The 23499-nt window shown below is 71.8% G+C and carries 22 protein-coding genes; 16 read left to right on the forward strand and 6 right to left on the reverse strand.

Features of this window, described 5'->3' with window-relative positions:
• Nucleotides 1-20 precede the first annotated feature (20 nt).
• Entirely contained in the window at nt 21-1043 is a 1023-nt protein-coding gene (locus ACIBHY_RS18225) for a PHP domain-containing protein (protein ID WP_397307266.1), read from the reverse strand.
• Nucleotides 1044-1158: 115 nt separating this feature from the next.
• On the opposite strand from ACIBHY_RS18225, the gene ACIBHY_RS18230 reads away from it, so the two are divergent.
• The 11 genes from ACIBHY_RS18230 to ACIBHY_RS18280 all read left to right on the forward strand — a co-directional run bounded on the left by ACIBHY_RS18230 (nt 1159) and on the right by ACIBHY_RS18280 (nt 10619).
• A complete protein-coding gene (locus ACIBHY_RS18230; protein WP_397242036.1) occupies nt 1159-1533 on the forward strand; it encodes a hypothetical protein in 375 nt (124 codons plus the stop codon).
• 1 nt (nt 1534) lies between these two features.
• Nucleotides 1535-1942 carry a hypothetical protein gene (locus tag ACIBHY_RS18235; protein WP_397242034.1) on the forward strand — a complete coding sequence of 136 codons (408 nt, stop codon included), beginning with the start codon at nt 1535-1537 and terminating at the stop codon, nt 1940-1942.
• A gap of 3 nt (nt 1943-1945) precedes the next feature.
• Nucleotides 1946-3091, forward strand: a complete 1146-nt coding sequence (locus ACIBHY_RS18240) for a glutathionylspermidine synthase family protein (protein ID WP_397307267.1) — start codon at nt 1946-1948, stop codon at nt 3089-3091.
• Between the two features lies 1 nt (nt 3092).
• The gene (locus ACIBHY_RS18245; protein WP_379609537.1) at nt 3093-3524 is read left to right on the forward strand and encodes a DUF350 domain-containing protein; all 432 of its coding nucleotides are present in this window, start codon (nt 3093-3095) and stop codon (nt 3522-3524) included.
• Between the two features lie 64 nt (nt 3525-3588).
• Nucleotides 3589-4713 carry a CdaR family transcriptional regulator gene (locus tag ACIBHY_RS18250; RefSeq protein WP_184974587.1) on the forward strand — a complete coding sequence of 375 codons (1125 nt, stop codon included), beginning with the start codon at nt 3589-3591 and terminating at the stop codon, nt 4711-4713.
• Nucleotides 4714-4816: 103 nt separating this feature from the next.
• Complete coding sequence (locus tag ACIBHY_RS18255; protein ID WP_397307268.1) at nt 4817-5713, forward strand: ACP S-malonyltransferase; 897 nt, start codon at nt 4817-4819, stop codon at nt 5711-5713.
• Entirely contained in the window at nt 5710-6666 is a 957-nt protein-coding gene (locus ACIBHY_RS18260) for a beta-ketoacyl-ACP synthase III (protein WP_397307269.1), read from the forward strand. Before ACIBHY_RS18255 ends, ACIBHY_RS18260 begins: the two co-directional genes overlap by 4 nt.
• Before the next feature lie 90 nt (nt 6667-6756).
• Nucleotides 6757-6993 carry an acyl carrier protein gene (locus tag ACIBHY_RS18265; protein WP_397242026.1) on the forward strand — a complete coding sequence of 79 codons (237 nt, stop codon included), beginning with the start codon at nt 6757-6759 and terminating at the stop codon, nt 6991-6993.
• 38 nt (nt 6994-7031) lie between these two features.
• On the forward strand, nt 7032-8264 hold the full coding sequence (fabF, locus tag ACIBHY_RS18270; protein ID WP_397242024.1) for a beta-ketoacyl-ACP synthase II: 1233 nt from the start codon (nt 7032-7034) through the stop codon (nt 8262-8264).
• A gap of 10 nt (nt 8265-8274) precedes the next feature.
• Nucleotides 8275-9699, forward strand: a complete 1425-nt coding sequence (locus ACIBHY_RS18275; RefSeq protein WP_397242022.1) for an acyl-CoA carboxylase subunit beta — start codon at nt 8275-8277, stop codon at nt 9697-9699.
• A 32-nt stretch (nt 9700-9731) separates the two neighbouring features.
• A complete protein-coding gene (locus tag ACIBHY_RS18280; RefSeq protein WP_397307270.1) occupies nt 9732-10619 on the forward strand; it encodes a DUF1731 domain-containing protein in 888 nt (295 codons plus the stop codon).
• On the opposite strand, the gene ACIBHY_RS18285 is transcribed toward ACIBHY_RS18280, so the two are convergent.
• Nucleotides 10616-11110: a DUF3145 domain-containing protein gene (locus ACIBHY_RS18285; protein ID WP_379609531.1), complete on the reverse strand. Its 495-nt coding sequence runs from the start codon at nt 11108-11110 to the stop codon at nt 10616-10618. The genes ACIBHY_RS18280 and ACIBHY_RS18285 overlap by 4 nt on opposite strands.
• A gap of 175 nt (nt 11111-11285) precedes the next feature.
• Between ACIBHY_RS18285 and ACIBHY_RS18290 the strand changes: the two genes are divergently transcribed.
• The 4 genes from ACIBHY_RS18290 (at nt 11286) to ACIBHY_RS18305 (ending at nt 16164) form a co-directional block, all read left to right on the forward strand.
• Nucleotides 11286-12290 carry a S8 family peptidase gene (locus ACIBHY_RS18290; protein WP_397307271.1) on the forward strand — a complete coding sequence of 335 codons (1005 nt, stop codon included), beginning with the start codon at nt 11286-11288 and terminating at the stop codon, nt 12288-12290.
• An 82-nt stretch (nt 12291-12372) separates the two neighbouring features.
• Nucleotides 12373-12906 (forward strand): RNA polymerase sigma factor, encoded by a 534-nt coding sequence (locus tag ACIBHY_RS18295; protein ID WP_397242015.1) that lies wholly within the window; start codon nt 12373-12375, stop codon nt 12904-12906.
• A complete protein-coding gene (locus ACIBHY_RS18300; protein ID WP_397242013.1) occupies nt 12903-13349 on the forward strand; it encodes a hypothetical protein in 447 nt (148 codons plus the stop codon). The genes ACIBHY_RS18295 and ACIBHY_RS18300 overlap by 4 nt, the downstream gene beginning before the upstream one ends.
• 202 nt (nt 13350-13551) lie before the next feature.
• Nucleotides 13552-16164, forward strand: coding sequence for a CHAT domain-containing protein (locus ACIBHY_RS18305; protein WP_397242011.1), 2613 nt, complete (start codon nt 13552-13554; stop codon nt 16162-16164).
• Between the two features lie 40 nt (nt 16165-16204).
• Here ACIBHY_RS18305 and ACIBHY_RS18310 read toward each other — a convergent pair whose 3' ends face one another.
• From ACIBHY_RS18310 to ACIBHY_RS18325, 4 genes are all read right to left on the reverse strand, one after another.
• Entirely contained in the window at nt 16205-17020 is an 816-nt protein-coding gene (locus tag ACIBHY_RS18310) for a sulfurtransferase (protein WP_397307272.1), read from the reverse strand.
• The gene (locus ACIBHY_RS18315; RefSeq protein ID WP_397242007.1) at nt 17017-18144 is read right to left on the reverse strand and encodes an alkaline phosphatase family protein; all 1128 of its coding nucleotides are present in this window, start codon (nt 18142-18144) and stop codon (nt 17017-17019) included. The genes ACIBHY_RS18310 and ACIBHY_RS18315 overlap by 4 nt, the downstream gene beginning before the upstream one ends.
• Before the next feature lie 341 nt (nt 18145-18485).
• Nucleotides 18486-19076 carry a DUF5998 family protein gene (locus tag ACIBHY_RS18320; protein ID WP_184974372.1) on the reverse strand — a complete coding sequence of 197 codons (591 nt, stop codon included), beginning with the start codon at nt 19074-19076 and terminating at the stop codon, nt 18486-18488.
• Nucleotides 19077-19592: 516 nt separating this feature from the next.
• Nucleotides 19593-22358: a GNAT family N-acetyltransferase gene (locus ACIBHY_RS18325; RefSeq protein ID WP_397307273.1), complete on the reverse strand. Its 2766-nt coding sequence runs from the start codon at nt 22356-22358 to the stop codon at nt 19593-19595.
• A gap of 156 nt (nt 22359-22514) precedes the next feature.
• Between ACIBHY_RS18325 and ACIBHY_RS18330 the strand changes: the two genes are divergently transcribed.
• Entirely contained in the window at nt 22515-23408 is an 894-nt protein-coding gene (locus ACIBHY_RS18330) for a carbohydrate kinase family protein (protein WP_397242003.1), read from the forward strand.
• The last annotated feature ends 91 nt before the right edge of the window (nt 23409-23499 follow it).

A 23499-nucleotide genomic window follows, 5' to 3' on the forward strand; every position in this document is an offset into this window, starting at 1 on the left:
CTGTCCTCACCGCCAGGTGGTCACCCGCGGGTCCACTCCAGCAGCCGATCCAGTGGCCACGTGTTGACGATGCGCTCGGGCTCGATCCCGCACAGGGCGGCCCGCTCGCACCCGAACCGCTGCCAGTCCAGCTGCCCCGGCGCGTGCGCGTCGGAGTCGATCGAGAACAGGCAGCCCCACTCGTACGCCTGCCGCATCAGCCGCTTGGGCGGGTCCAGCCGGTCGGGCCGCGAGTTGATCTCCACCGCCACCCCGAACCGCCTGCACGCCTCGAACACCAGCTCGGCGTCGAACTCCGACTCCGGCCGCAGCCCGCCCCGCTTGGTCCCGGCCTTGACGATCCGGCCGGTGCAGTGGCCGAGCACGTCCACGCGCGGGTTGGCGATGGCGGTGACCATCCTGCGGGTCATCTCGTAGCGGTTCATGCGCAGTTTGGAGTGCGCGCTGGCGACCACGACGTCCAGCCGGTCCAGCAGCTCGGGCTCCTGGTCGAGGGTGCCGTCGGGGTTGATGTCCACCTCGATGCCGGTCAGGACGCGAAACGGCGCGAGCTCCTCGTTGAGGCGCTCCACCAGGTCGAGCTGGCGCTTCAGCCGGGCGGGCGACAGGCCGTTGGCGACGGTGAGGCGGGGCGAGTGGTCGGTCAGCGCCAGGTACTCGTGGCCGAGCGACTTGGCGGCGGCCGCCATCTCCTCGACCGGCGAGCCGCCGTCGGACCAGTCGGAGTGGCTGTGCAGGTCGCCTCGGAGCGCGGCGCGCAGGGCGGCGGTGTCGGCGTCCAGGTCGCTGCCCTCGGTGGCCCGCAGGCGCCGCAGATAGGTGGGCGTCTGCCCGGCGAGCGCCTCGGTGACGGCCAGCGCGGTGACCTTGCCGATGCCGGGCAGGCCGGCGAGGGCGCCCGACTCGGCGAGCCGTACCAGCTCGTCGGGGGGCAGGTCCGCGACGACGGCGGCGGCGCGGCGGAAGGCGCGCACGCGATAGGTCGGCTCGCCCGCCCGCTCCAGCAGAAAGGCGATGTCCCGTAGAGCCTGCACCGGATCCATAGGTAGACAAATACCCCAACCAGGGACTCAAGCGTTTTGAAAGCGATGACTTATAGAGATTGAAGCGGACAAACAGCATCGATAGGCTAACTGGCCACCATAGATCTGGAGCTCGATGACCGCCCCGCCAGCCGCCCGCCCAGGCAAGTCCTCCAAGGTGATCACACTGACCGTGATCGGCATCGTGTCGGTCGTGGTGGTCGGCTACTGCGCGGCTCAGGGCGACGACGACGTGACCGCCGACTGCGTCGAGGCCACCAGCCTGAACAGCGGATCCTACGAGGTCGTCGACGACGACTACTGCGACGACGACCACTACTCCTCCGGCGGCGCCTACCGCGCCTACCACTGGTACTACGGCGGCACCCGCAGCGGCGCCCTCGTCCACGGCGGCAGCACGATCCGGCCCTCCAACGTCACGATCAGCAGCCGCGACGGCAAGTCCATCCAGCGGGGCGGCTTCGGCAGCCGCTGGAGCGGGGGCAGTTGATGTGAGCCGGCGCCTGGCCTCCCAGAACGTCTCGATCGGCGCGGTGGCCACGCTGTCGGCACTGATGCTCGGCGCCTGCGCGCAGCAACCGCCTCCGGTGTACGAGCGGTCACCGGTGACCGTGCACGAGGACGACGAAGAGGACGAGGTCACCGCGCACTGCGTGGTGCGCGACAGCGAGGACGACGGCCGCTACACGGTGGCCGGCGACGAGAAGTGCGACGGAGCGGGCAGGCACGGCACGTACATGTGGTACTACGGCGGAACCAGAACCAATCGCCACGTCACCGACGGCTCGCCCCGGCGCCCGCGCGGCGTCCACATCACCACCCGCGACGGCGACGAGATCGGCAAGTCGGGCCGCATCTCGCGCGACGGCTTCGGCGGGCGTACGACGGTGGGAGGCTGAGCGGTGCGACGCGAGACGGGCACGCCCCGCGACGGGTGGGAGAAGACGATCGAGAGCCAGGGCCTGGCCTACCACCGGGCCGCGCACCCGGCGGGACTGACCCGGCCCTACTGGGACGAGTCCGCCCACTACGTCTTCACCATGGACGAGGTCCTGGCACTGGAGTCGCAGGTCGAGGAGCTCCACCAGATGTGCCTGCGCGCGGTGGAGCACGTGGTCTCGACCGGCCGCTACGCCGACTTCGCCATCCCCGAGTGGGCGCGCGAGGACGTCGCCCGCTCGTGGGAACGGCGCGACGACCACCTGTACGCCCGCTTCGACCTGCGCTACGACGGGACGGGCCCGGCCAAGCTGCTGGAGTACAACGCCGACACGCCCACCTCGCTGGTGGAGTCGTCGGTGGTGCAGTGGTTCTGGCTGAAGGACACCCACCCCGATGACGACCAGTGGAACTCCGTCCACGAGCGGCTCATCGACCGCTGGAAGGACCTGCGGCTGCCACCCGGCCCCACTCACTTCGCCTGGACCAACATGGACGAGACGGGCGAGGAGGCCATGACGCTGGCCTACCTGCAGGAGACCGCCGAGCAGGCCGGACGCCCCACCGTCGCCATCGCCATGGAGGACATCGGCTGGGACGGCGCCGGCCGCCGCTTCGTGGACCTGGAGCAGCGCTGGATCCGGTCGGCGTTCAAGCTCTATCCGTGGGAGTGGATGCTGGCCGACGACTTCGGCAGGCACGCGGTACGGCACGCCACCTGGATCGAGCCGCTGTGGAAGACCCTGCTGTCGAACAAGGCGCTGCTGGCGCTCCTGTGGGAGCTGTACCCCGGCCACCCGAACCTGCTGCCCGCCTACCTCGACGGGCCGCGCGAGATGTCGTCCTACATCGCCAAGCCGCTGCTCGGCAGGGAAGGCGCCTCGATGCGCATCGTGACCCCCACGGGCGGCCAGGAGACCACCGGGACCTACGGCGCGGAAGGCTACGTCTACCAGGGCTTCGAGGCCCTGCCCGTCTTCGACGGCCAGCGTCCCGTGCTGGGCGCCTGGGTCGTCGCCGACGAGTCGGCCGGCCTGGGCATCCGGGAGACCACCGGCTACATCACCGACGACACCTCCTCCTTCGTACCTCACCGGATAGCGAGCTGACGTGACCCTTCTCGAAACCCTTGCCCGCGGCGCCGGATTCATCGCCTCCTACGCCGCGCTCGGCGTCATCCTGATGATCGTCGGCTTCTACGTCATCGACCTGGCCATCCCCGGCAAGCTGAGCCAGATCATCAAGACCGACCGCAACCCCAACGCCACCCTCCTGACCACCTCGGGCCTGGCGGCGGTGGGCCTCATCGTGGCCGCCTCCATCTGGGCCTCCGGCGGCCGCCTCGTCGAGGGCCTGGCGACCACCGCGGTCTTCGGCCTGGTCGGCATCGCCGTACAGACGGTGGCGATGCTCGTGTTCGACAAGATTGTCGGCATCGAGGTGCGTGAGCTGGTCAAGGAGCCCGAACTGCAGCCCGGCGCGCGCCTGCTGGCGGTGACCCATCTGGCGATCGGCCTGATCACCGCCGTCGCGGTCATCTGAACCGACCTGGCACCCTAGAAGGGTGACGACCCGGGAAGACACCACACGGCGGCTTGAGCGCGCGATGGGCGCCCTCGGCACCGCGGCCATGGCGCGCATGGACGATCGGCTGCCCTGGTTCCGCGCGCTCAGCGCGGAGGACCGATCCTGGGTCGGGCTGGTGGCGCAGGCGGGCATAGCCGCGTTCGTCGAGTGGTTCCAGCACGCCGACGAGAAACGCCCCACCCCCAGCATCGAGTTCTTCGGTACGGCCCCGCGCGAGCTCAAGCGGGTCATCTCGCTCCAGCAGACGGTCGACATCATCAGGGCGGTGGTCGAGGTCGTCGAGACGCAGACCGACCAGCTGGCCGCCCCCGGCGGCGAGGACCAGCTCCAGCAGGCCATGCTCCGCTACACGCGCGACGTGGCCTTCGCCGCCGCCCACGTCTATGCCCGCGAGGCCGAGGCCCGCGGCTCCTGGGACTCCCGCCTGGAGGCGCTGATCGTCGACGCCCTGGTGCGCGGCGAGGTCGACGACGGCCTCCACTCCTGGGCGGCCGCGCTCGGCTGGACCTCCTCGCCGGTCGTCGTCATCGCCGGGCGCGCCCCCGAGGGCGACCCGCGCGCGGTGATCGACGGCCTGCGCGAGAAGGGCCGCCGCATCGGCATGGACCTGCTCGCCGGCGTGCAGGCCGACCGGCTGATCGTGATCGTGGGCGGCGCGGAGGGCGTCGAGGAGGCGGCCAGGCCGGTCGTGGCCCGCTTCGGCGAGGGCCCGATCGTGATCGGCCCCGAGGTGCCCGACCTGCACGCCGCCGCCCGTTCGGCCAGTGCCGCGCTGGCCGGGCTCAAGGCCTCGTCGGGCTGGCCGGACGCGCCCCGTCCCGTGCACGCCGAGGACCTGCTGGCCGAACGCGCGCTCGACGGCGACGACGACGCCAGGCGGCAGCTGGTGGAGAACGTCTACCTGCCGCTGGCCGGCACGCCGCTGCTCGACACCCTCGCCACCTACCTCGAACAGGGCACCTCGCTGGAGGCGACGGCCAGGCTGCTGTTCGTCCACCCCAACACGGTCAGGTACCGGCTGAAGAAGATCACCGAGCTCACCGGGTACCAGCCGACCGAGGGCAGGTCGGCCTTCACGCTGCAGGTCGGGCTCATCCTTGGACGCCTGTCGGAGAGCGCGGTAACCTGGCGAGCCCTAACGTAACGCGGCTGTTACCCCCACTGTAGAGTTCCTACAAAACCGCCTGGACAAAGTTCGTACGGATCTCCAGCCGCGTGTCGAACTTCTACAGGGCATCGTGGATTTCGTGCTTGTACTCGTCGCTCCGGGCCAAGGCGCCCAGTCACCCGGCTTCCTCACACCCTGGCTTGAGCTGCCCGGACTCGCCGATCGCCTGGCCGCGTGGTCCGACGTCGCGGGCATCGACCTGATCGCCTACGGCACCACCGCCGGCGAGGACGAGATCAAGGACACCGCCGTCGCCCAGCCGCTGCTCGTGGCCACCGCGCTGGCCTCGGCCGAGGCGCTCGGCGCGAGCCCCGACCTGCTGGCCGGCCACAGCGTCGGCGAGCTGGCCGCCGCCGCGCTCGCCGGGGTCATCAGCGCCGAGCAGGCGCTCGACCTGGTCCGCGTACGCGCCCAGGCCATGGCCAAGGCCGCCGCCGTCACCGAGACCGGCATGACCGCCATCCTGGGCGGCGTGGAGGAAGAGGTCCTGGCCGCCCTTCGGGAGCACGGCCTGACCCCCGCCAACATCAACGGCGCCGGCCAGATCGTCGCCGGCGGAACACTCGGGCAACTCGCCGCGTTGAAGGAGCAGGCGCCGGCGCGCGCCCGGCTCATTCCGCTGAAGGTCGCCGGCGCGTTCCACACCACCCACATGGCCGCGGCCGTGACCGCGATGCGCGAGAGCGCCGCCGCGATCACCCCGGCCGACCCGCGGGTGAAGCTTCTGTCGAACGCCGACGGACAGGTCGTCGCGGGTGGCGCCGACTTCGTCGAGCGGCTCATCAACCAGGTGAGCAACCCCGTCAGATGGGACTCCTGCATGGCCACGATGACCGAGCTCGGCGTCACCACGATGATCGAGCTGCTGCCCGGCGGCACGCTGACCGGGCTGGCCAAGCGTGGCATGCGCGGTGTTCAGACCGTGGCGCTGAAGACTCCGGACGACCTCGACGCTGCCAGGGAGCTGATCAAGTGAGGATTCCCGACGCCGCACCGGGAGCCAGGATTCTGGCCCTGGGCCACTACCAGCCCGCCGGCATCGTCACCAACGACGACCTGGCCAAGACCATGGACACCAACGACGAGTGGATCCAGTCCAGGGTCGGCATCAAGGAGCGCCGGGTCGCCGGTCCCGAGGAGTCCCTTGAGGACATGGCCACTCAGGCCGGCGGCAAGGCCCTCGCGGCCAGCGGCCTGTCGGCCGACGAGATCGACCTGGTCATCGTCGCCACCTGCACCCTGGAGACCCAGATCCCCAACGCGGCCGCCATCGTGGCGCACCGCCTGGGCATCCACTCGCCCGGCGCGTTCGACGTCAACGCCGCGTGCGCCGGCTTCTGCTACGCGCTGGCCACCGCCAGCGCCGCCGTCCGCGGCGGCGCCGCGCGCAACGTGCTGGTGATCGGCGCGGAGAAGCTCTCCCAGTGGGTCGACTGGACGGACCGCTCCACAGCCGTGATCTTCGCCGACGGCGCGGGCGCGGCCGTGGTGGGCCCCTCCGACGTGCCGCGCATCGGCCCCGTCGTGTGGGGCAGCTCGGGCGACAAGTCCGACGCGATCATCATCGACGAGCGCGACACCTTCCTGCGCCAGGAGGGCCAGACGGTCTTCCGCTGGGCGACCACGACCCTGCACCCGGTGGCCAAGGAGGCCTGCGAGCGCGCCGGGGTCGACCCGGCCGACCTGTCGGCCTTCGTCCCCCACCAGGCGAACCTGCGCATCATCGAGGCGATCGCCCGCAAGATCGGCGCCCCGGACGCGGTCGTCGCCCGCGACATCGTGACCGCGGGCAACACCTCGGCGGCCTCGGTCCCCATGGCGCTCTCGCGCATGATCGAGCGCGGGGAGGTCCGTTCCGGCGGGCTCGCCCTGCTGCTCGGGTTCGGCGCCGGGCTCACCTATGCGGGACAGGTCATCGAAATTCCGTAGGATCCGGTACGGCTGCGCCGTACCGGCACACAAAGGCTTGTGCGGCGATGCCGTACATCATCAAGAAAACTCAGAAGGAGAACTAGCGAGATGGCGACCGAGCAGGAGATCCTCGAAGGCATCGGCAAGATCATCAACGAGATCACCGGCATTCCGGCCTCGGATGTGACTCCCGAGAAGAACTTCGTGGACGACCTCGACATCGACTCCCTGTCCATGGTCGAGATCGCCGTGGCCGCTCAGGACGAGTTCGGTGTGGAGATCCCCGACGACCAGCTCAAGAACCTGAAGACGGTCAAGGACGTCCTCACCTACATCCAGGGCTGAACCGCCCTCTTCCTCTGATCGACAAGGAGCGTAAACACGTGAGTGCAAACCGGGTACGTGTCGTCGTCACCGGGCTCGGCGCGACCACGCCCGTCGGTGGAGACGTCACCTCGACCTGGTCGGCGCTCCTCGCCGGTCAGTCTGGTGTGGAGACTCTCACCGAAGACTGGGTCGACCACGTCCCCGTGAAGTTCGCGGGCAAGGCGGCGGTCGACCCGGCCGAGGTCCTGCCCAGGCCCGAGGCCCGGCGGCTCGACCGCAGCGAGCAGTTCGCGCTCGTCGCCGCGCGTGAGGCGTGGCAGGACGCGGGCGCGCCCGAGATCGCTCCCGAGCGGCTCGGCGTCGTAGTCTCCAGCGGCATCGGCGGCATCAGCACCACCCTGTCCGCCTACGACACGTGGAAGGAGAAGGGCTGGAACCGCCTTTCGCCCTTCACCGTGCCGATGCTCATGCCCAACGGCCCCGCCGCGTGGATCGGCCTCGATCTCAAGGCCCAGGCCGGCGTGCACGCGACGGTGTCGGCCTGCGCCTCGGGCGCCGAGGCCATCGGCTACGCGATGGACATGATCCGTTCCGGCCGCGCCGACGTCGTCGTCGCCGGCGGCACCGAGGCGGCGATCCACGGCCTCAACATCGCCGCGTTCGCCGCCGCCCGCGCGATGTCCACGCGCAACGACGACCCTCAGGGCGCCTCGCGTCCCTGGGACCGTGGCCGTGACGGCTTCGTGCTCGGCGAGGGCGCCGGCATCGTGGTCCTGGAGTCGGAGGAGCACGCCCGCGCCCGCGGCGCGCGCATCTACGCCTACGCCGCCGGCGTCGGCTACTCCGCCGACGCCCACCACATCACCCAGCCCGAGCCCGACGGCCGCGGCATCATCCAGGCGATGACCCAGGCCCTCGGCGACGCGGGCGTGAGCGGCCTCGACGTCAGGCACGTCAACGCGCACGCCACCTCGACGCCCGCGGGCGACGTGGGCGAAGTGGTGGCCATCGCCAAGGCGATCGGCACCCACCCGCTGGTGACCTCGACCAAGTCGATGACGGGTCACCTGCTCGGCGGCGCGGGCGGCATCGAGTCCGTCTTCACGATCAAGGCCATCCGCGACCGGATCGTGCCGGCCACCATCAACCTCTCCGATGTCGACGACGGCATCGAAGTGGATCTCGTCTACGGCCAGAACCGCGCGCTGCCCGAAGGCGACATCGCCGCGGTGAACAACTCGTTCGGCTTCGGCGGTCACAACGTGACCGTCGTGTTCGCATCGCACTGAGGAGTTCTCGATGACCGTGCTGGACAACCGGGTGGTGACGCATGGCTCCGATTCGGAGCCCGCTGATCCGCGCGACCCCTTCGTCCGTCTCTCCGCGCTGCTCGACGAGGGTTCGCTGCGGTTGATCACTCCTCAGGACAAGAGCGGCGTTCTGGCCGCCATGGGCCGCGTCGAGGGTGTCCCCGTCGTCGCGTTCTGCAGTGACGCCCGCTTCCAGGGCGGCGCGATGGGCAGCGAAGGCTGCGAGCACATCGTGCACGCCTACGACGTGGCCGTCCGTGAACGGGTGCCGGTCCTCGGGATCTGGCACTCCGGTGGTGCGCGACTCGCCGAAGGCGTCGAGTCGCTGCACGCCGTCGGCCGGGTCTTCTTCGCGATGACCAAGGCCTCCGGCGTCGTCCCGCAGATCTCCGTCGTGGTCGGCGCCGCCGCCGGCGGCGCGGCCTACGGGCCCGCGCTGACCGACATCGTCATCCTGGCCGACCAGGGCCGGATCTTCGTGACCGGTCCCGACGTCGTCCGCAGCGTCACCGGCGAGGACGTCGACGCCGCCGCGCTGGGCGGTCCCGAGCCCCATGGCAAGCGCAGCGGCGTCGTGCACGTCGTCACCAAGACCGAGACCGAGGCGTACGTGAAGGCCCGCGAGCTGGCCTGCCTGCTCGGCCACCAGGGCCGGGTACGCCTGCCGGGCGTGGAGGAGGTCGACTTCAGCACGCTGCTGCCGGAGTCCCCCCGCCGCGCCTACGACGTCAAGCCGCTCGTCAACGGCCTGCTGGACGAGCAGGGCGTGGAGCTGCACCCCAAGTGGGCGCCGAACGTGGTCACCTCGCTGGGCCGCCTGGGCGGCCGCACGGTCGGCGTGATCGCGAACAACCCGCTGCGGCTGGGCGGCTGCCTCGACGCCACCTCCGCCGAAAAGGCCGCCCGATTTGTTCGCATGTGTGATGCTTTTGGGGTGCCGCTGGTCGTCCTCGTGGACGTCCCCGGCTACCTGCCCGGCGTCGGCCAGGAACACGACGGCGTGGTCCGCCGCGGCGCCAAGCTCCTGCACGCCTTCGCCGAAGCCTCCGTCCCGCGCGTGACGCTCGTGACCCGCAAGGCGTACGGCGGGGCCTACATCGCCATGAACTCCCGCGCCCTGGGCGCCACCAAGGTCTTCGCCTGGCCGACCACCGAGATCGCCGTGATGGGCCCGGTGGCCGCCATCCGCGTGCTCAAGCGCCGCGAACTGGCCGCCGTGCCGGAGGAAGAGCGGCCGGAGCTGGAGCAGCGGCTGGCCGAGGAGCACAAGAAGCTCGCGGGCGGCCTTGAGCGTGCCCAGGACCTGGGCGTGATCGACGAGGTCATCAAGCCGGAGGAGACGCGCGGCGCCATCGCCAAGCTCCTCGCCCAGGCCACTCCGGCGCGCGGCGCGCACGGGAACATCCCGCTGTAGGGGAGCCTTCCGGCGTCCTGGATACTCGGTCTGTGAAGTATGTCCTGGCCGGGGGTTCCGGCGCCCTGGGGCGGAGCCTGTCGGTGGACCTGGTCGCGCGTGGTCATGACGTGGTCGTCGTGACCAGGCGGCCCCGGCGCGGCTGGCCGTTCCGGATGGTGGGGTGGGACGGCGACCTCGCGGCCGAGCTGAGCGGGTCGGTGCTAATCAACCTGGCAGGCGAGCTGGTGGACCGCCCGCCCACCCCGGCCAACGTGGAGTTGCTGACGCGGTCCCGCGTGGAGCCGACGCGCGCCTTGGCGCTGGCCGCGGCCGGCGGACCGCCCGCCGTCTGGCTGCAGCTCAGCACGCTGGCGATCTACGGCGAGGGCGGGGAGAGCGAGCTGACCGAGCAGTCGCCGCCCGCCGATGGACCGCCGCAGATGGCGGGAGTGGCCAAGGCCTGGGAGGCCGCGGCCGAGGGGGCGCCGTGCGGGCGGCAGGTGATCCTGCGGACCGCGGTGGTCTTCGACCGTGGCACCCCGGCGCTCGACCGGCTGACGGGCCTGGTGCGATGGGGACTCGGCGGGCGCGTGGGCGGCGGACGGCAGTGGGTGAGCTGGCTGCACGCCGCGGACTTTCTCGCGATCGTACGGCGGGCGGCGGAAGACCCGGCGCTGTCCGGAGTGGTCCACGCCACCAGCCCGCGGCCGGTGCGCAACGCCGAGATGATGGCCGCCTTCCGCCGCGTCCTACGACGCCCTCCCGCGCCGCCCACTCCCGAGCCGATGGTGCGGCTCGGCTCCCGCGTGCTCCGCACAGACCCGGCGCTCGCGCTGACCGGGCGGCGCTGCGTACCGGCGCGGCTGACCGGGATGGGGTTCCGGTTCCGGCATCCAGAACTGGAAGAAGCGATCGGCGACCTCCTCCAGCCGTCCTAGACGGCGGCGTGGAGCCAGCGGACGGGGGCGCCGTCGCCCGCGTAGCGGAACGGCTCCAGTTCCTCGTCCCACGGCCGCCCGAGCAGGAGGTCGAGTTCGTCCTCCAGGACGGTACGGCCCTGCGCGGACTTCATCATCGCCGCCCGCAGCCGGTCCTCCGGGATCATGATGTCGCCGGAGGCGCCGATCACCGCCGTGAAGGCGCCGAGGGTCGGCGTGTAGGCGTGACGGGAGCCGTCGATGCCGGGTGAGGCATCCTCGGTGCACTCGAAGCGGATGCGCTGCCAGCCCATGAGCGAGGAGGCGATGGCCGCGGCGAAGCCCGGATGGCCTTCCCACTCCGCCTGCGCGCGGACGGCGTTGGGCGCGGCGGTTTGCGGCGTCCACGTCAGGTCTACGGGCACGCCAAGGATACCCGCGACCGCCCATTCAATGTGCGGGCACAGCGCAGGCTGAGCCGAGTGGACGTACAGCACGCCACGAGCAGACACCGGACCTCCCGTTTCGGTACGAGGTGCGCCTTCCCCAACGGCCTCGTCCCAGGATGATCACAAGTGACTAGGGAGAGACTACCGTCGGTCGCAATCCGACACCAGAGGGGGGCCATACCAAGTTGTTGCGGCGGTGGCACGTGACACCGCGCCCGGCGCGGAAAGATACCCGATCATGGACATGCAATCTGCCGGGCAGGCCCTCATCCGGCCAGGTCAGCTCCTTGTCGACCGCAGCGCGACATCGGCGGCGGGTCGCTGGACGCAGGCCGTGGCGGAGGCCGACGGCGTGTGCACCCTGCGCTTGACGCCGGGAGTGGATCCGTGCGAGCTGGCGCTGGACCTGCGCGGGCGCGGGCACCGGGCCTCGCCCAACCACGTCTTCGCCGGGCAGCCGTTGTTCTTCGGCGGACCGGCCACGCGGCCCTTCCCCGTCGCGCCGGTGCCGTTCAGGCCGGGCGGGGAGCGCTCGCCCGTCGTGGTCGGGCTGCTGGACACGGGCGTGTCGCCGCACCCGTGGTGGTCGCGCAGCGCGTGGTACGGCGAGCTGGGCAAGGAGGCCGCCGACGCGACCACGGGCAACCAGGCGGGCCACGGGACGTTCATCGCCGGGCTTCTTGTGCGCCGCGCCCCCGGCGTGGCGCTCAAGGTCCGCCGGGTGCTGGACGGCGAGGGGCTCGGCGACGAGGCGGGCATCGTGCGGGCCCTGCACCGGCTGCGCTCCGCGCCGCGGCCCGTGTGCGTCCTGAACCTGTCCTTCGGCGGCCACACCTTCGACGACCAGCCGCCGCCGATGCTCGCCGACGCGCTCGGCGCGCTGCCCGGCACGGTGGCGGTCGCCTGTGCCGGCAACACCGCCGGTGACCGTCCCTTCTGGCCGGCGGCGCTGCCGTCGGTGATCGCCGTGGGCGCGCTGGACGCCGGGGAGGAGCACCGCTCGCCGTTCTCCGCCCACGGACCCTGGGTGAACGCCTGCGCCAGGGGCGAGTGGCTGGCGAGTAGTTATCCGGGTTTCGAGGGATATGCCACATGGAGCGGCACTTCGTTCGCCACGGCGCTGGTGGCGGGGGCCGTGGCCGCGCTGGCGCGGGAGGCGCCGGCCGAGGAGGCGGCGGGTCAGATCTTGGCCGGGGACCGGCAAATTCCCGATCTGGGGGTCGTGGTTCCCGCGAGTCTGTAGAGTTTACGCTCAGTCCCCAGGTCAACACGAAGGGCAATGTGAGGGTTCTTCGTGACGCAGCATCCGGGCGGAAGGAGGCCGTATGGGCGACCCGCGCGCGGTAGCGGAATTGCTGGCAGCAGCGGCCGACGGCGACCGGATGGCCTGGGACGAACTCGTGGCCAGGTTCACTCCGCGCATGTGGTCGGTCGTCCGCGCCTGCGGGCTCAACGACGCCGATGCCGCGGATGCCGTCCAGGGTGCCTGGCTGCGCCTTGTCGAAAACCTCCACACCATCCGTAATCCCGCCGGACTGGGTGCCTGGCTGACAACCACGGCCAGGCGCGAAGCGCTGCGCGTTCTCCGCAGGGAGCTTCTTCCGCTCCCGCTCGACCTCGCGGAGGATTCGGATCCGGCGGCGGCCATCCTGGAAGCCGACGCCCACCGCCTGCTGTGGCAGGCCATCTCCTCACTCAACGAGCCCTGCCGGACGCTCCTGACTCTGATGGCGCACCGCGTCGGCAATCAGCAGTCAGCCGTACGGCTCGGGCTTCCGTTAGGCAGCATCGGGCCGAGTCGAGAACGCTGCCTTAAAAAACTGCGCACCCTGATCTCACACGAGGAGACGGTGCATTGAGTAACGACGACTACCTCCTGGCGGCGCTAAGGCTCGCCGCAGGGAACGACCCAGTTCCCAATCACGTATCCGCAGCCGCGAGCGAGGCCTACTCGCTTCGGATCCCACATGTGGTGACCGCCGCCTCCATCGAGTGCGTCGCCATGCGGACCGTGCGGGGGGTGGCAGGTCCGACAACAGTGCGGTTCGCCACCGACGACATCACCTTCGATCTGGAGCTCACTGTGAACGACGGGCTCATCGATGTGGCAGGGCAGATCCTGCCGTATCCAGGCGAAGGCAGTCATGTCGATGTGCGAACTCCGCACATGACCATGAGCCGGCGGCTGGCCGGAACGGGGCAATTCGCCGTCACGGGAATGCCCCCCGGCTGGTTCAACGTAGTCTGCCATCGTCCGGGCAAGGCGCCCGTGGCGACCAGGTGGCTGCGTATCCGGCCGTGACCAGAGAGGTCGCGCTGTAGTTACGGGGCGGCGGAGCCACCGCCGTCCCGCAGCGCGCCGCCTCACCTCCATCTCGACCTATCTCAGCACTTCACCGGGCCAAGGCATGACCGCTGAGCAGGCAGACTCCCCCATCAATCCAGACCTCCGACCGGCGCGCCCAGACGCGGCGCCCGACATCCTGGCGGCGGCCGAGGCCGCCGTGTCCAGATCCGTGGTCGACCCCGAGCAAGCGCTCGCCGCGGGCCGCCTCGTGCTGGTCGCGGCCGAGCACACCGGCGCCGTCGAGGCGGCCGTGGTCGCTCTGCGCGCCATGGGCCTGGCCGCCCGCGAACTGGGCGACCTGCAGGCCGCCGAACGGCACCTGCGCAAGGCCATCGCCACGCCCGCGGCGCCGCCGCGACGCGTGGCCCAGGCCAGGCTCTCCCTCGTCACCGTGCGCACCGAACGCGGCCATCCCCTGCAGGCGCTGCGCGTCGCCGCGCTCGCCTGGGCGTACCTGTGCCCGCTCGACCGCGCCAAGCTCGACACGCAGCGGGCCGTCGCCTTAGCCCACCTGGGCCGATACCAGGAGGCCATCGCCGCCTGCGACCGTTCCCTGGAGACGCTCGCCACCGCCCCCGGCACCGTCGACGACCGCCGGTTCCTGGCCGGTGGCCTGCTCAACCGCGGCCTCGTGCGCGCCTACCGCGGCGACTGGCACCGCGCCACCCAGGACATCACCGCCTGCCTGGAGATCTCCCGCGCCGCCGGGCTGGCCCACCTCACGCGCCTGGCCGCCGCCAACCTGCCCTTCCTCGCGGTACGGCGCGGCGACCTGGCAGCCGCCTTCGCCCACTACCGGGCGGGCGAGGACACGCTGTTCGGGTATCCGGAGCGCCTGGCCACGATGCGGGCCGACTTCGCCGGCGCACTGCTGGCCGCGCACCTGCCCGGGGAGGCCCGGGCGTTGCTGAGCCTCGCCGTACCCGAGCTGGAGGCTTCCGGCGCGCACGCCGCGCTGGCGGAGGCGCGGCTGAAGCTGGCACAGGTCGAACTCCTCACCGGCGACCCGCAGCGCGCCGCCGAGGTCGCCGCGCGGGCCGCGGCCGAGCTCGCCGGGCAGGACCGCGAGTCGTGGCTGCCGCTGGCCAGGGAGGTGGAGCTGCGCGCCAGGCTGGCGCTCGGGCCCGTCACGCCCGCGCTGGTGCGCGAGCTGGCCGAGTGCGCCGAAGCGCTGGAGTTCGGTCCCGCGTGTGCCGTGGCCGCGGCGGCGCTGCGGCTGGCGGCGGCGGAGGCCGCGTTGTCGATCGACGATCATCCGACGGCGTCCGAGCAGCTCGGCTACCTCACGGCGCAATGCCGGCGGGTGCGGCCGTCGGCGGGGATTCCGCTGGCGTCCAAGGCGCAGGCGGCCCATCTGGCGCAGCCTTCGCCCACTCCGCCGCTCATCCGGCAGCATGCGCTGGCTCTTGAGGCGGCTTTGCAGGAGGACTCGGCGGGGGCGTTCCGCGCGGTGCGCGACGGGCTGGCCGAGGTCGGCGGGCAGGTGGAGTCGCTGGACGATCCGGCTCTGCGGGCGCATGCGGCTCGGGCCGGGGAGCGGCTGGCGGCGTTCGGGCTGGCGCTGGCCGTCCGGGGTGGGCGGGCCGAGGAGGTGTTCGAGTGGAGCGAGCACTGGCGGGCCGTCACCGGGCAGGTGCCGGGCGGGGCGGAGGAACTGGGGCTGTCGGGTACCGAGGCCGGAGGCGGGGTTGCCCGGCGACCGTCGCAGAGCGGCCCCGACACGGGCGCGAGCCGCCCGTCCGGTTCCGAGGCGCGGGCGTGGATGGCCGGGGCCGAAAGCGGTGCGGAACGTGGGGACGAGACGGAGGGATGGCTGCGGGAGGTTCAGGAGAACCTGGGCGGGGCCGCGCTGGTGGAGTACATCGTCGACCAAGGGGCCTTGCTCGCCGTCGTGGTCACCGCTGAACACGTGCGGATGCGGCGGCTGGCGGAGGTGTCCTCGCTGGGTGAGGCGGTGGTGCGCCTCCGGTACGCCATGCGGCGGGCGGCGCTGGGCGACTGTCCTGGGGCCGGGGGCGATGTGGTCATGTGCGGGCAGGAGGTGGACCAGATGATGTTCCGCCCGCTGGCCGGCTGGATCGGGGACCGGCCGCTGGTCGTCGTCCCTTCCGGACCGCTTTACACGCTGCCCTGGTCGGCGCTGCCGTACCTGCGTGGCCGGCCCGTGACCGTCACGGCCGCCGCACTGCCGTGGCTGCGCGCCCGCACCGCGCCACGCCCCGGCCGCGCGGCCCCCCTCGTGGCCGCGACCGCCGGTCCTGACCTGAACGAGGCGCCGGAAGAGGTACGGCAGGTGCTGACCTGTCACCCCGGCGGACGCGAGATCGAAGCCCGGATCGCGCCCGTGCTGCGGGCGCTCGCCGAGGTGGACGTCTTCCACGTGGCCGCGCACGGCGTCTTCCAGGCACGCAGCCCGCTGCTGTCGAGCATCACCCTGACCGACGGCCCGCTGATGGCCTACGACCTGCTCGGCCTGGAACACCCGCCGCGCCTGGTGATCCTGTCGTCGTGCGACGCCGGAATGGCGCGCGCCCCCTGCGAGGGCGCGCCGCTGGGGCTGGCGGGCACCTTCCTGGCACAGGGTACGGCGTGCGTCGTCGCCGGCATGGTGCCGGTGCGGGACGAGGAGGCGCTGGCCGTGATGACCTGCTTCCACGAACTCCTCGCCGCCGGCCACTCCCCCTCCAGGGCCCTGGCCGAGGCGACCGCGAAGACCGGCGTAACCGCCTTCGCCTGCTTCGGCGCCGGCGACCGCCCCCTGACCACCTGACCCGGACCCACCAGGCCGGCCGGGTAGTCGGGGTGGTGGGTTAGGCGGTGGCTATGGGGTGAGTGGGGTTGGCCACCCAGTTGGACCAGGAGCCGACGTAGAGGGCCGCGGGGTAGCCGGCCAGGTTCAGGGCGAGTACCTCGTGGGCAGCCGTGACGCCGGAGCCGCAGTAGGCGCCGACCGGGGTGCCGTCGGTCACGCCCAGTGCGGTGAAGCGGGCGTCCAGGTCCGAGGCGGCCAGGAAGCGGCCGTCGGCGGTGACGTTGTCGGTGGTGGGGGCGCTGACGGCGCCGGGGATGTGGCCGGCGACCGGGTCGATGGGCTCCACTTCGCCGCGGTAGCGCTCGGCGGATCGGGCGTCCAGCAGGACACCGGTGTTCGCCAGGGACGCGGCTTCGTCGGCGGTGAGGACGGGCATGCCGCCCGGCACGGCGGTGAAGTCGCCGGGCGCGACGGTGGGTTCGTCCTTGACGATCGGCAGGCCGAGGGCGTCCCAGGCGGGCAGGCCGCCGTCGAGAACCTTGACCTGGTCGTGGCCGAAGTAGCGCAGGTTCCACCAGGCGCGGGCGGCGATCGTGGAGCCGGCGTCGTCGTACACGACCACGGTCTTGCCCCGGGTGACGCCCAGGCGGCGCATCGCGTTCTGGAAGTGCTCGGCGGAGGGCAGCGGATGCCTTCCCCCGGCGCCGGGCGCGGCGGCCAGGTCGGCGTCGAGGTCGCAGAAGAGGGCTCCGGGCAGATGACCCTCGCGGTAGCGGTCGATGCCGGGCGGCCCGCTGATCCCGCCGCGTACATCCAGCAAGGTCACGGCATCGCCTGGCTCGGCCAGCTCGGCCGGGGTGATGAGCGGGCTCATCTGCTGCTTACCTCCAGAAGTGGTATGAGTTGTTCGGCGGTGGTCATCGAGCCGTGGTAGCCCGTGAAGGCCGCCTCCAGCTTGTGGGCGGTGTTGACGATCGCCAGGTCGGTGTACGGCACGGCCACCACGTCACCGATGCGTTCGATCCACTCCGCCTTCACTTTCGGCCCGAACCAACCGGCATCGACGGCCTCCTGCCTGGACACCACCCATGCCCGCCCGGCAAGGGTCTCACGCCAGGCCTCGAGGACGGCGTGCGCCGCACCCGGTTCCGCGTACACGTGTCGCGCCCTCGCCTCCCCGCCCAGCATCGCGACGCCCGCGCGCAGTCCGGGCGTCTGGTCGGCCTCGATCTTGTCGCGGGCGTTGACCATGCCGTGGTCGGCGGTGACGTACAGGGCGCCGCCGGGGGGCAGGGCGGCGGCCAGGCGTTCGGCCAGGCGGTCGACGATGGCGAGCTGGTCGAGCCATTCGGGGGTGCCCCAGCCGGTGAGGTGGCCCATGGCGTCGAGGTCGCCGTAGTAGACGGTGACGTGGGCACGCGGCTCGGCCAGGGCAGCGGCGGCGGCCTCGACCCTTTGGTCGACGGTGTCGGCGCCGAGGTAGCGGATGCCGCGGTAGACGGCCTCGGTCAGGCCGGTTCCCTCGTACATGGCGGGCGCCACATAGCTGCAGGTCACGCCTGCGGCGGCGGCGCTCTGGTAGACGGTCTCGGCGGGCTGCCAGGTGAGGGGGTCCATGACCTGCTTGTCGGGCAGGGTCCAGCGCAGGCAGTTGAACAGGTGTCCGGCGCCGGGCACGGCGAGCATGAGGCCGAGCATGCCGTGTTCGCCGGGGGGCAGGCCGGTGCCGAGGGAGCAGAGGCTCGTGACCGTGGTGGCGGGGAACCCGGCGGTCAGCACCCTTTTCGTGGCGCCGGACAGGAACGGCGCGGTCTCGGGATGGGCGGCCAGAAGCTCGGCGCCCAGGCCGTCGACGAGGAACAGGCAGACGCTGCGGGCAGGTTCCAGCCCCAGCACGTTGCCGTCGCCCACACCGAGCGCGGCCATCAGGGAACGCGGCAGATCCGGCAACGAGGACCCACCATAACCGGGCACCAGCGGAACAGCGTCCAGACTCATGACCAGATCCTAATAACACCCACAAACCAGGGCATATCCCGACGCCTCCGGCAAATCCCATAGACCATCCCGAACCCGGTCACGCCAGAGGCCCAGGCACGGCACCCGAACGCACCCGGCGGGCCCCAGGACCTTGCTGGCCCGGTGGAGGATTGTTGCGCCCGGCCTCTGGCGAGACCCAGGTGCCGCCCGGGCGAGCCGTCCCGGCTTCGGTGGGCAAGGGCGGAGTCGTCACGGCGGGACGTCCCGGGCGTTCACTACCGGCCGTGAAGGGCGCGCGCCATCGCGGCGGGTGGGGCAGGCCGGCACCGCCGTAACGGAAAGATCCCCCGAAAGCGCGACTACGACGAGGCGCGCGCAGTGGCTTCGGACAGTGTCTTGGCGAACGCCAGGACGTGGGACACCGCCTCGGGCCCGTCAGCGGCCTCGCTGACGCGCAGGGAGAGGTCGTCGGCGGTGATCGCGCCCGTGTAGCCGTGGTCGGCGTCGCAGTTCTCGTCGCCGCAGGTGGCGGGTTCGAGGTCGACGTGGGAGATGGCGCCCCAGCCGATCGTCAGCGTCACCTCAGTCGGCGGCACGCCGGGCACGTAGGACGCCGGGTCGGGGACCACCCTGGTCACGGCGACGGACTGCACGCGGCTCAGGCGCACCGCCTCGGTGGTGGTCGAGGCGTGCGAGGCCGAGACGCCTTCGACGGCCGGATGCTCGTCGGTATGGCAGACGAGCAGGCGCGAGGCGGACAGCACCAGCACGGTGACGTGCCTGCGCACCTCCATGGCGGGGTCGAACGTGGCCTCGTGATGGACCACATAGGCCGTCACGGCCTCCTTGCCCAGCGCGGATTCGACCGCATCCGTGACGAGGTCGGGGTAGTAGCCGCTGCGCTCGATCGCCTCACGCAGACCCGCGGCTGAGACTCGGGTTTCCCTCATGGGTCCATCCTGCCAGGGCTCGGCAATGCTCTCACCCACCGGACAGACCACCTTATACCCCACCCCATGCCTCCTTTCCTCGCCCATTCCCCTCTTACGGCTACCAGCCCTTTGCGGGGGTGCTCGCTCCCTTTCCGTTTCGAGCCGGCCTTTTTCGAGCCGGCCTTTCCGTTACGGCAGGCCCCGCCCACCCCCACCCGCCGACCGTGGCCGGGGACATTCCAGGGTCACGGCAAGCAGGCCGCGCAAGCGCACCACCGCAACGCGCGCCCCATAACCACCCGAAAGCGCCCCAACCCCACCCGATCTTGCGACAGCCCGGCCCGTGGGCAGCCGAACCCGGTAGCCCGGTCACAGTCGGCGCGCCGACCAGGCGAACCCGGTCGCCGGCGCAGAGCGGTGGTCAGGCTGTTCGAGGGGTAAGGCCGTTCGGTGGAAAAGGTCGTACGGGGGAGGTCGTACGGGGGAGGTCGTGCGGGCCGGGTTAGGCAGGGCGGGGGTTAGGCAGGGCGGGGGTTAGGTCAGGCGGCGGGGGCCGCCGTCCTGGCGGGGGCCGGGTGGGGTCTTGAGCACTGCCCTGGCGCCCAGGACGATGACCTCGCTCTCCCCGACCAGCACCTGGTCCAGGTCCAGCCGGGCGACCTCCGGGAGGTCGTGGGCCAGGCGGCCCACGCGCACCAGCAGGTCTTCCAGGGCTTCCACCGCCACCGGCGGGTAGCCGTACTCGCCGAACAGCAGCGGAGCCGCGCGGACCGACCGGATCAGTCCCGCCGCGTCCTCCGCCGTCAAAGGTGCCAGCCGGAACCCCTCATCCTCCAGCAGCCGGGCGGTCACGTCTCCCAGGCCGAACGAGACGACCGGACCGAACGCCGGGTCCTCGGCCACTCCCACCACGGTGGGTACGGCGGGCTGCGGGACCATCCGCTGGACCGCCAGCTCGACGGCATCGCCGTACTGCCCGGCCAGCTCGGTGTAGGCCGCCCGGACGGCGTCGGGCCCGCCGAGCCCGAGCCTCACGGTCCCGGCCCGCCTGGCCGCCTCCGCCCCGGTCACCTTGACCACCACGGGCCACCCGAGCAGTTCGGCCGCCCGCGCCACCTCGTCGGGCGAGCGCACGATCGGCGCCGGCCACACCGTGATCCCATAGCAGGCCAGCAACTCGGTGGCATCGATCTCCACCGGCCCCGCCCCGGCCTCCTGCGCCGGGAGACCGCCTGGCTCGAACCCCTCGTCCTCCCGGGCACCCTGCTGCCCGGCCTCAGGACCGGCGGCCCCCGTTTCCCTGGCCCCGCCGGTCTCGGAGGCGGCCGCCGCTTCAGGGCCGCCCGCCTCGGTGGGGGGCAGGTTGAGGTGGTGGGTGACGAGGGTGTGGGCGGCCTCCGGGTCCAGGTCGGGGAGTTCGGGGGGCGTGCCCGCGGGATGCGCCAGCCAGGCCGAGTACCGGACCACGTGGGCCAGGGCCCTGACCGCCTCCTCGGGTGCCGCGTATGACGGGATCGAGCCCCTGGCCGGGGTGCGGCCCACGCGGAGATCCGGGTGCATGCCCAGGTGGCCTTCGAACGTGGCCAGGACGGGCTTGCCGGTGCCCTGGGAGACCTTCAGCAGTTCGGCGGCCACGCCGGCGGTGTCGCCGGGGATCGGCGGCATGTAGATGACCACGGCCGCGTCCACCTCGTCGGCGGCCAGAACGTCGGCGAGAGCCGTACCGAACTCGGAAGGGCCCGCGGAGGCGCCGAGGTTGACGGGCGGGCGGGGCTCAAGGCCGGCGTCGGCGCTGGCGTGGACGGCGAGCAGGCCCATCGCGTCGGAGTTGGTGACCAGGCCGACGCGGGGGCCCGCGGGCAGCGGCTGGTGGGCCAGGAGTTGTCCCACGTCGAAGAGCTGGATGAGGTCGTCGACGCGGATGAGCCCGGCCTGGGCGAACAGGGAGCTGATCGCGGAGTCCGGCAGGCGCAGGGCCCGCGCGGAGTGGCCGACGGGGGTGCCGCCGCTCTTCACCGCCACGATGGGCTTACGGCGGGCGATGCGCCTGGCCAGGCGCGTGAACTTGCGTGGGTTACCGAGCGATTCGAGGTAGAGGAGGATGACCTCGCTGGCCTCGTCCTCCTCCCAGTACTGCAGGAGGTCGTTGCCGGAGACGTCGGCCCGGTTGCCGGCCGACACGAACGACGAGATGCCCATCCCGCGCTGGGCGACCCGCTGGAGCAACGCGGTGCCGAGCGCGCCCGACTGGCTGAAGAAGCCGACCCGGCCGCGGCCGGGCAGGGTGGCGGCGAGGGTGGCGTTCAGGCGGGTGGCGGGGTCGGTGTTGGCGATGCCGAGACAGTTGGGGCCGACGACGCGCAGGCCGTAGGAGCGGGCGATGCTGGCGAGCTCGTCCTGTCTGGCCCGTCCGCCCGCGCCGGTCTCGCCGAAGCCGGAGGAGACCACGACCAGGCCGTGAACACCCTTCTCCGCGCACTCCTTCACCACGTCGAGAACACTTTCCGCGGGCACGGCCACGACCGCCAGATCCACCTCGCCGTCGATGGCGCCCACACTGGGGTACGCGCGCACGCCCGCCACCGCCCGCACCTCACGGTGCACCGGGTAGACCGGGCCGGTGAAGTCGGCGGCCAGCAGGTTGCGCAGAACGGTCTGGCCGACGCCGCCGGGCTCGCGCGAGGCGCCGATGACCGCGACGGAACCGGGCGTGAGCAGGCGTTCGATGGAACGCGCCTCGGCGCGGTGCTCGCGGGCGGCGGTCACCTCGGCGGAGGTCTCGGTGGGGGCGAGGTCGAGCGTCATCCGGACCACGCCGTCGGCGAAGCGGCTCTGCGCGGTGTAGCCGGCCTGGCGCAGCACGCCCATCATCTTCATGTTGGCGGGCAGAACGTCGGCGATGAACGTCTCGATGCCGTTCTCATGGGCGGTGGCCGCCAGGTGTTCGAGCAGGACGGAGGCGACGCCCCGGCCCTGGTGGGCGTCCTCGACGAGGAAGGCCACCTCGCCCTCGGTGGCGCTGACCCGGTCGTAACGGATGACCGCCACCATCTCCGTGCCGATCGTGGCGATCAGGGCGACCCGGTTGGCGTAGTCGACGTTGGTGAACCAGGCCACTTCCTTGTCCGACAGTTTCGGACGCGGGCCGAAGAAGCGGAAGTAGATGGATTCGTCGGACAGCCGTGAATAAAAGGCGAGCAGCCGGTCGGCGTCGGCCGGGCGGATCGGACGCACGTGCGCTGTGCCGCCGTCGGCCAGCACGACGTCGGCCTCCCAGTGGGCCGGATACTGTGCATCCACAGTCCCGAGCGTAGACCCGCATCCCAGATGCCAAGACCGTTGGGCAACGCTTGTGCATCGACTGGGCACCTGTGTCCGGTCTCTGCCCACGGGCAGGCCGAGAGCTGTTAGTTTTGCGGCGGCAGGCATAGCGAGAAGACGCAAGGTGGTGGCCTCATGACGCGGGTCGTCGTGGTGGGCGATCTCATGACCGACGCGGTGGCGCGCGCCCGTTATGCGCTCGCCAGAGCCAGCGACACACCCGCGATCGTGACGATGCACGGCGGCGGATCGGGGGCGAACATCGCTTCCTGGCTGGCCGTGGAAGGTGCCGAGGTGGCCTTCATCGGCCGCAGGGGCGCCGACATCACCGGCCGCAACCGCGACATGGAGCTGATGGGCTACGGCGTGGACGCCCGGCTCGTCATGGATCCCGAGCGGCCGACGGGCACCTGTGTGGTCCTCGTCACCCACAAGGGCGAGCGGACCATGCTCTCCGACCCCGGGGCCAACGCCGCCCTGTCGCCGGAGGACCTGCCGCGTGACCTGTTCAGCGGAGGTAGCCATCTCCACCTGTCCGGCTACACGCTGATCAACGAGGGTTCCCGCGACGCCGGTCTGGCCGCGCTGGACATGGCGCGTCGCGGCGGCATGACGATCTCCATCGACTGCTCGTCCTCGGCGCCGCTGGAGCGCACCGGGGCCGAGCCGTTCCTGGAGTGGACGAACGGAGCCAAGCTCCTGTTCGCCAACGCCGACCAGGCCAAGGTGCTGACCGGACGCGACGACCCCGAGGCCGCCGTCAAGGTGCTCACCGCGTGGTTCCCGCAGGTGGTGATCAAACTCAACGCGGACGGCTCCCTCTGGTACACCAACGGCCGTCCGGACCCGGTCCGCGCCGCCGCGGAACCCGTCGACCGCATCGTGGACGGCACCGGCGCGGGCGACGCCTTCGCGGCCGGCTTCCTGCCGCCGTGGCTGGCCGGCAAGCCTCCGGCCGAGGCCCTGGCCGCGGGCAACCGCCTGGCCGCCAAGGCCATCGTCCACCTGGGCGCCCGCCCCCGCCTCTAGTCCGAAAATCGGAGAGTTAGCGGGCAGGCGGCAGCGGACCCTGGCGTGTGGTGGCGCGTCGGGGTTCGTGATCAGCGTGGCTGGTCAGGCA

Source organism: Nonomuraea sp. NPDC050547 (genome assembly GCF_044457345.1).
Taxonomy (GTDB): domain Bacteria; phylum Actinomycetota; class Actinomycetes; order Streptosporangiales; family Streptosporangiaceae; genus Nonomuraea.